This window comes from Candidatus Erwinia haradaeae, assembly GCF_900698925.1.
GTDB lineage: Bacteria > Pseudomonadota > Gammaproteobacteria > Enterobacterales > Enterobacteriaceae > Erwinia_E > Erwinia_E haradaeae_I.
Window position 1 is genome coordinate 1,067,539 of sequence record NZ_LR217713.1, and the last position, 9,355, is coordinate 1,076,893.

Below are 9,355 nucleotides of genomic sequence, written 5' to 3' on the forward strand. Positions count from 1 at the left end.
TTTACAGATTCAATGAATATTCCTTAGATCTATAGTAAAGTCAGTTTTTCATATACATAACTAAGAGCAATTTGAAGTACTTGTTTCATTGGGATATTAGTTGAATCAATCTTGAGTGCATCAGGCGCAAGAACAAGAGGAGAACTACTTCGGGAACAGTCACGTGCATCTCTCTCTTGAATCTGATTTACAAGGTTATTAAAATTAACACTAAAGCCATTTTTCTGCAACTGTAGCTTACGTCGGTTTGCGCGTTCAGATAAACTAGCATCTAAAAAAATCTTAACTAATGCATCAGGAAATACTATTGATCCCATGTCACGACCATCTGTGACAAGTCCTGGTAATACACGAAACTTACGTTGAAACGATAGCAAAACTTCTCTAAGACGAGGTAATATAGCAATTTTTGATGCTATGTTGCTAATAGTTTGACTACGAATTTTCTCAGATATATCTTTATTTTCTAAAATAACCTGTACTTTTCCATGTTCAGAATAAAAAGAAATCTTCAGATTCATAGCAATTATGCAAAGATCTTCTTCAGAATTGGTATTAATTTTATTTTCTAATGCTAATAGCGCTAGAGCTCGATAAATGGCGCCGGAATCAAGGAAATTCCATCTTAGAACATTGATAATTTCTTGACATAATTTTCCTTTTCCTACGCCGCTAGGACCATCAATAGTTATAACAGGTATCATCTTGATCATCTAGATTTCTCCTTAACTATAGCGCTGAAGTCTACCTAATGATATTTAAATTTATTATGAATATATTTCACTACAGTGACTGAATTATAAATTGTGATAGATTCTATAAAATATTGATGTAACTGCCAAATCATATATTAAAATGCAGTATTTATAAAAATATTAAATAGTGTAGAGATTGAATTTATATAAGATTCTGTAGCTCAAGTACGCCTATAATTATTTTATGTAATAATTGAATTGTAAAAAAATGAAACAATTGAACTTCTTATTTTAGTAGCTTTATTTTATATATAAATTGAGTAATAATTCTACATAAATTATTTTGTATTTTAATGCGTAACTGTTATTACTTACATATTCTATTGTGTAATATTTTATATTAAATATCGAGCTTAATGATTTTGTTGTAAATTTACTCAATTATCTTCTGTATATATAGGCTATAGATTTTAAAGATTAGTTTTTAGTTGTATTAAAGTAATATCATGAATAAAAAAATAATAAAATGAAAGAAATATTGCAATAAAATTAGGATTAGGATACAGCTGTAAACAGAAAGCTTTATTAGTCATTATTTATATTATTTATTAATTAGTATGGATATTATCTGTTTAGTTAGATTAATAATTAATATTAACTAATAAATTGTAAATACAAGAAAATAAAGTAACTTTTTCTATTTTTGAAAATAGAACATTTAAAAAACAGAATAAAACAAAATTAATTTAAAGATTATTTAAGATAATTCATTATCTCTCATTTACTTATATGAAAATCTCTATTTATTTATATTTATTTAGAGCATCTTCTTTAATAAAAGAATGAATAAAAAAAATAACATTTAAAAAAAATATTTTAAACATCGTAATCATTTTTATTATTTATCACATCAAAATTGATATTTTGTTATAAAAAATAGTAGATTCAGAAATATTAAATCATTTATAACATTTTTAATTAAATCTAATCTAATATGGAATTCATTGCTGCTTATATATATGTCACATATATTAATCAATATTTAAAGCATCATAAGTAATTGTTTCCTATCAATATTTTAGATTTTCATTTAGGTTTTATAGTAGAATTTTAGCTTTTTCAACGGTTATAGCATAGAAGAAATTGTATCGATGTTTGGTCTTTTATCAAAAAGAAAACACATTAATTATTTAAAAATTTTTTTATTACTGTCATCATCTTAAATTCTAAGATAATGTATTAAAATAATAATTTTATAGATTTAAAAAAATTTTTTTATTTTATCAGAAGGTAAACAATTCAAATAATTTATCTATGGTATCGATATTCAAAATCTAGCATAAAATCAATTAATTTTTTTACGCCAGAAAGTGGCATAGAATTGTAAAGTGATGCACGCATACCTCCTGCTGTTTTATGACCCTTTAATCCATATAAACCAGCAGATAATGATTCAGAAAGAAATGGTTTTTCTAATTTTTTATTTAGAAGATAAAACGGTATATTAGTATATGAGCGATTGGGTGTAGCTATATTATTATAATAAAGAGCGCTGGCATCAATAGTATTATATAAGAGATTTGCTTTAATTTTATTTATTTTTGCTAGTTTTTTAAGTCCTCCTTTTTTTTTAACCATTTAAAAACTAAACCAGATATATACCAAGAAAAAGTAGGAGGAGTATTAAACATAGAATTATGCTCTGCTAATACTTTATAATGTAAAATTGATGGTAATCCATTACATGCTTGATCTAAAAGACTTTCATGTACAACCACCAATGTTAAACCAGCAACACCAATATTTTTTTGTGCAGCAGCATAGAAGATACCATATTTGTTTACATCAATAGGTCTCGATAAAATAGTAGATGACAGATCTGCGACTAGAATATGACGGGGAAAGTTAGGTTGTTCATGAACAGCAATTCCATCAATAGTTTCATTGGGACAAAAATGTACGTAAGTAGAATCTTCTGATATTCCCCATTCGTTTATTGGAAGAACAGAACGACATCCTTGCATCAAGGTTGTCGCGTTAATAACATTGGGTTTGCAATATTTTTTTGCTTCTATGCTAGCACTTCTAGACCAATATCCTGTATCAATATAATCTGCCTGAGGATTTCTCCCTAATAAGTTTAAAGGAATTGCTGAAAATTGCCCGCGTGCTCCCCCAGAGCAGAATAAAATTTTGTACCTCATTGGAATCTTAAGTAAATCGCGTAAGTTATATTCAGCCTCTTCAGCAATCTCAATGAACTCCTTACTGCGATGACTAATCTCCATAACAGATATGCCTAAACCTCGCCAATTTTTCAGTTCTTTTTCAACATGTTTAAGAACATCTCTAGGCAACATGGCTGGTCCAGAGCTAAAATTAACAATGAGACTCATTTTTTAACCATATGTTAAATGTTATGTGCTAAAAATTTATTTTTCTATATTATATTAGAGCCTTGTTTTATCTATTGTATTATAAAAATTTATTTTTTAATAGATAATTTTATTTCATATCGATGGTGTGAATAAAAAATCTTTGAATAAAAATAGTTGAGATATAAAGGCTTTTTACCAAGCCATGATTGATACCAATAAAATATTTATCAAATAAACACTTAATTAATCCATTAAAATCATAAATTTTATAATGGTTAAGTATTATGCATACAAGCAAGAATAAAGTATTAAATTAGAGTGATAAGTCTGGTTCAATTATTTACCAAATTATTATACAAAAATTATGTATCTATATTTAAATTATTAATTTTATCGAAAATAGGGAATTTATCTATTGATTGCATTAAATGTATGTTACATGATAGATAACATTGTATCATATTAAGTAGTGATTTTTAATATTGAATTAAACATTATTATATTACTCAATGAATTTGATATTAAATTTCATTTACCAAAACATAAAAAGCCGCAATATGCGTTTACTAAAGGATTAGAAATACTTGAAGTTTATGTCATGACTAAAATAATGGATCTAAATAATAAGAATTAGAAACATGCCTAATCTTCCTAAGTTAAGCTTATACATTCATATACCTTGGTGCATGAAAAAATGTCCATACTGTGATTTTAATTCATTTGTTTCAAAAACACAAATACCTGAACAAAATTATATACGTCATGTATTAAATGACCTGTCGAATGATATTTCTTTAGCATCTGAAAGAAAAATAGACAGTATTTTTATTGGTGGAGGAACACCTAGTTTATTTAGTGAGAAAAGTATTCAGTTATTGCTTAATGGAGTCCGCGCCCGTATTCACGTGTCTCCGTTCGCGGAAATTACTATAGAAGCTAATCCTGGAACAGTAGAAATAAATCGATTTAGCGGTTATCAAGCATCTGGCGTAAATCGTATTTCAATTGGTATTCAGAGTTTTAATCAAAAAAGTTTACGACATATTGGTCGTACGTATGATGCAAGTGATGCAATACGAGCCATAATGCTAGCAAATACACTAGGCTTAAATAGTTTTAATCTAGATTTAATGCATGGTCTGCCACACCAAACAAAAAAAGAAGCATTAAGAGATTTGCAAGTAGCAATTACTTTAAATGTTCCACATATTTCATGGTATCAATTAACTATTGAGCCAAATACATTATTTTCAAGATGTCGACCTTTATTACCTAATGAAGATGATTTATGGGATATTTTTCAAAAAGGACATCAGTTGTTACATGCTTCTGGTTACGAACAGTATGAAATCTCATCTTATGCTAGACAAGGGCACTACTGTACACACAATCTAAATTACTGGCGATTTGGGGATTATCTAGGTATTGGTTGTGGCGCGCATGGAAAAATTACTCAACTAAATGGTTCTATCATTCGTACCGAAAAAACGAAACATCCTCGTAAATTTATGTCTGGTTGTTATTTACATAAATTATCAGAAGTGTGTGACTATGATAAGCCGTTTGAGTTCTTTATGAATCGATTTAGACTATTGGAACCTATACCAAAAAATGAATACAGAAGTTATACTGGTTTATTAGAACATAGCATTAGGGTTCCTCTTGATATACTAATTACAAAAGGTTATTTAATGGAAACAAATAATTTTTGGCAAACCACCCAAAAAGGACGATTGTTCCTTAATTCTATGTTAGAGGTCTTTTTATCTAAATAAAACAGTATTAATATTTTATATAAAATATTATTTCTCAATAAAAAATTCTCTTTAACTAATGAAAACTTTATTATTTATTTTATAATTTTAATTATTTTATAAACAAGTGATAATAATCCAAATATAAAATAATATTTTTTATTTTCTAGTATAATTTATATATTTATTATTTCGTATAGTTAATAACTTATAGCATGTGATTATCACTGTATCTCAATCTCATATGATCTTATATAGATGGATAGTTTTATATATATTTTATATATTATCCATTCATTTAGATGAGTAACATATTTTTTCTTTTATTTTTTTATAAAAAAAATTGTTTATATATTCTACTAAACATATTTTTATGTTTGACTTAAATTATTAATATAAATTAACTAATTTATATTGATAAATAAATTTACTTACAATAATTAATAGTAGCTATTATGATAGATAACTTCATATCTAAAAAAAGATTTTTTAGTACAATGACTGCATTATTATAGAGTATTTCATGAAAATTTAATGCATTTTTAAGATTTTTAATTGTTACTATGATTGTTAAATTAAACATTTCTGAGAGACAGATGGTTGTAAGTTATCTTACTATCTATTCTAATTCAATCTGGAAAATAATAGATCGATACATTAATCTTGAATATAGAATGGTATATCTATTGTTTATGGTTATTTTAGTTTTCTCATAGTATTATTATCTTTAATAAGACATGCTTCACTATTGTTTGGTCTAAAAATAATTATTACAATTATTACTTGAATTTATGAATGAAGTAATTAAAAAAATGTCATTGTACTATGTGTTAGATAACGTATGAGTTGAAGAAATATCTATTAATATCATAGATTCATGTGCCAGCACTCTCTATTTTGTAATCTTGGACAATAAATTTTTAAAAAAACTTAGAGTAAGCTGTATGGCGATAGGGCTATACCCATCCATTATTTCTAGGTCATGAGGGTATACAGTGTTTGATGTACTGATGTATTTATTTGAAACTTATATTCATAATCAGGAAGAAATGCGCGTGGATCAAGATAAATTAACTAATGATTTATCGGATGCGGGTTTTCATCGTGAAGATATCTTTAATGCTTTGATCTGGTTAGAAAAATTAGTAGATTATCAAGATGAATTAATTTCTCCAGTTTTTTTAACTACTGATTCGTTTTCTATGCGTATTTATACTCAAGAGGAAAGTCAGCGTTTAGATGTAAATTGTCGAGGATTTCTTTTATTTTTAGAACAGATTCAAGTTTTAAACCTCAAAACACGTGAATTGGTTATTGAACGTATTATGGCTTTAGACACTCTTGACTTTAATCTGGATGATCTTAAGTGGGTAGTGCTAATGGTTTTATTTAACCTTCCTGGGTGCGAAGGTGCTTATCAAAAAATGGAAGAATTATTATTTGATCATAATGATGATATTACACATTGAGCATGAACACTGTAATACACTTGTGACATGCAACATTATTGCATAAATATATTTTAAATATTTAATTTTAAATCGATAAAATATTTGAAAAAAAATAAAATTGCTTATGTATTTTCTTTTGTCAGATAATTTTTATCTGACTGATTATAAAAATTATTACTACATACTGAATAAGCATTAATATTCAAAATATTCAATATTAATTACCAATAAATAATAAATTTCTTATACATAGAAAAGCAAGCGATCTTCTATAATTAATTTTTATCTTAAAAAAGATTTGATTTTTTTCTTAGTTAATAATTTTTATATTTTTTACTTTGAAAGTATATTTCAATATGAAGACGATTCAGTAAATTATACCAATAGATTTAAATATTATAAGATGTAAATATCATATCAATGATTTATTATATAAAAACTATTTCAAAAATGTATATGATATATTGAATTATTTCTCATAATATACTTGTATCTTACACAGAGATAATAATTTTATATATAACAATTTATTATTGTAATAATCTACAATAATATTTATTATTATAATATATTTTAAAGTATTTTTCGTAAAATATTTTTAATTTTTTTATTTATTAATAAATATTATATATTAATGCATGAATAACGCTATAAAGAAATATCGTTTTAATATTTTAAGAACTAATTTATAAACGTGCTAAATCTTATAAATTCTACAAAGAATGTATAAAATATTTTATTTATTAAAAATTTTTAATTAATGTATTTAAATTTTTTATTTTTTATTTATGAGCTTATTTTATTATATAAATAATTTTTTATTTTTTATATTTTATGATGACATTTTAATTTGGAGCATAGCACACATGAGTCCCATGATTTATTCATTAATGCAATGTGCAAAATATGTATCTCAGTCAATGGTCGTTTCTTATCCTACTGAATCAGTTTTTGGATTAGGCTGTAATCCTAATAGTCAGATAGCAGTCAAATATCTTCTTTCCTTAAAGAAACGATCCGTGAAAAAAGGTTTAATTCTAGTATCTGCAAATTATAAACAACTTATACCATGGATTGCTGATGAGGAATTATCTGATGATCAAAGATCTTACATGTTTTCACGATGGCCTGGACCGGTAACATGGATTGTCCCAGCTCGCCCTACAACCCCATTCTGGCTAAGAGGGCAATTTACTACAATTGCAGTACGTGTTAGTAATCATCCCACTGTAATTTCTTTATGTAAAGCTTGTAATACGGCATTAGTATCAACAAGCGCTAATTTAACGGGATTTCTTCCATGTCGTGGCGCATCTGAAGTTATAGAAAATATTGGTAATCATATTCCAGTGTTAGTAGGTCAAACTAGTGGGCATGCGCATCCATCCGAAATACGTAATCTTATCACTGGGGAGTTAATTCGTGGAGGATAAAAATCTTGTTGATAATTGTATTTTTTTATTTAATGGTATTTTTTATTGTAAATTTAGTTAAAAAATACAATTAATTTAATTTATTAATAATAAATAAAGTTTTTATATGAAAAATTATCTTATGTGATTTTTATTTTCTTTTTATCTTTCTTTGTTAAGTAAAGAAGAATTATACAAAGATCACATAGTTAGTATTGTATTGTACATCAGAATCTGATAATACTAATTGAAATTCTAATAAATTTATTTTTTATTTGGATTTCTAAATTGGGCTATAAATATTAATCATCTTTGTATATCTACCAAATACATTTATTTATCTATATAACTTACAATATTTAAATATTTATTTAAACCATGTTTCTTTTGTAAACAGGTACCGTATATTAATTTTCTAGATAAAAATTATTAAATAATTTATATTTTAATAGTATATAAACTTAACCATGATTAAAATCAGTAATCTATTGTGTTTAAAATATTTTATTGGTAAATGTTTTATTGATGACTTAAAGACTTACTAATATTTTCTATTATTAAATTTTATTTTATTTATTATTATTTAGGAACCGTTTTATTTTATTTTAGTATTAGTGTTTTAGTTTTTAGTATAGTAGTATAGTTAGTATAGTATATTAGGTTAGTATATATATATTAGGTTGGTATATATATTAGTATAGTATATACTAGTATAGTATATAGTATAATAGTTATTAGTATAGTAGTTAGTTAGTAATAGTATTATATATTATATATGTTGTATATATTTTATAATTATAAATTTTATATATTTGATATTTATATATTTCTATTGTTTATATAAATTTTCTAACAGAATTTTTATGTTAACAGATGTTTAAATATGATTACGTATATTGATATTTTTATACGTATATTGATATCTTTAGATGTTATATTGATTTTATAACATCAAATCAAATGAAATTCACATTAATGAATGTGTCTGTAAATTGTATGTATATGTTTAGTATTGATGTATATGTTTAGTAATGATATGCATTCTTAATCTTATATGCTTAATCAAGGTATTATATTTATTTCTTAAGATCAATTTTTTCTTAAATCTTTTCTTAACTAAAACTGCTTTAATTATTAAGGGTACATTGAAACTAATTTCAATGTTTTTTGAAAGTGATTTTAACGTTTTGTATTATATGAAATAATCTAAAAATATACAGACACTACTTTCTGATTATCTTAAGATAAATAAGATAAATTTAATATTTAATTAAATTTAAGACATTACAATGGTTATCTTCTTTCTAATTTTAACGTAGAAAATTTATCTTGTTTCAATTTTTTCTTACATCTATTTTAGATTTAGATTTTTTAGATTTAGGTTTGACTTAATTCGTATGATTAGTAATGTATATTATATATTACAGCGTGTCAACTGATTGGCTTAGAATCAATGTAAAAAAAGTTATCCTAAGATGCGAAACTTATTCATTAGTTTGATATTGATTTGATATTGAAATGTATTAATCAGCCTTGAATTTTTATACTATATTAGGTTTTTTTTAGATTTTCGTGTAGAAAACATGTATGAAATTAATGTAAAGGATGTGATTAGTTGATATAAATCATGTTTTTCTTAATCTTATATCCATTGATATAATATTT

Annotated in this window: 4 protein-coding genes and 1 pseudogene; 3 read left to right on the plus strand and 2 right to left on the minus strand. The window is 24.8% G+C overall.

The features are described 5' to 3' along the window. Positions 1-29: 29 nt before the first annotated feature. Complete coding sequence (gene cmk / locus HACICURV3402_RS03260) at positions 30-713, minus strand: (d)CMP kinase (protein ID WP_157992868.1); 684 nt, start codon at positions 711-713, stop codon at positions 30-32. A 1,290-nt stretch (positions 714-2,003) separates the two neighbouring features. Beyond that, positions 2,004-3,091, minus strand: a pseudogene (serC, locus tag HACICURV3402_RS03265) (3-phosphoserine/phosphohydroxythreonine transaminase). 620 nt (positions 3,092-3,711) lie between these two features. Between serC and hemW the strand changes: the two are divergent. The 3 genes from hemW (at position 3,712) to HACICURV3402_RS03280 (ending at position 7,711) form a co-directional block, all read left to right on the plus strand. Next, positions 3,712-4,848: a radical SAM family heme chaperone HemW gene (gene hemW, locus HACICURV3402_RS03270; protein WP_157992869.1), complete on the plus strand. Its 1,137-nt coding sequence runs from the start codon at positions 3,712-3,714 to the stop codon at positions 4,846-4,848. A 974-nt stretch (positions 4,849-5,822) separates the two neighbouring features. Continuing rightward, positions 5,823-6,296, plus strand: a complete 474-nt coding sequence (locus HACICURV3402_RS03275; RefSeq protein ID WP_174232564.1) for a DUF494 family protein — start codon at positions 5,823-5,825, stop codon at positions 6,294-6,296. An 848-nt stretch (positions 6,297-7,144) separates the two neighbouring features. Further along, positions 7,145-7,711: a Sua5/YciO/YrdC/YwlC family protein gene (locus HACICURV3402_RS03280; RefSeq protein WP_157992870.1), complete on the plus strand. Its 567-nt coding sequence runs from the start codon at positions 7,145-7,147 to the stop codon at positions 7,709-7,711. Positions 7,712-9,355: the final 1,644 nt, after the last annotated feature.

What these genes read in the sequence shown, in the direction of transcription:
- cmk (WP_157992868.1), bottom strand. Translation starts at nt 713, where the DNA reads ATGATCAAGATGATACCTGTTATAACTATTGATGGTCCTAGCGGCGTA.
- hemW (WP_157992869.1), top strand. Translation starts at nt 3,712, where the DNA reads ATGCCTAATCTTCCTAAGTTAAGCTTATACATTCATATACCTTGGTGC.
- HACICURV3402_RS03280 (WP_157992870.1), top strand. Translation starts at nt 7,145, where the DNA reads ATGAGTCCCATGATTTATTCATTAATGCAATGTGCAAAATATGTATCT.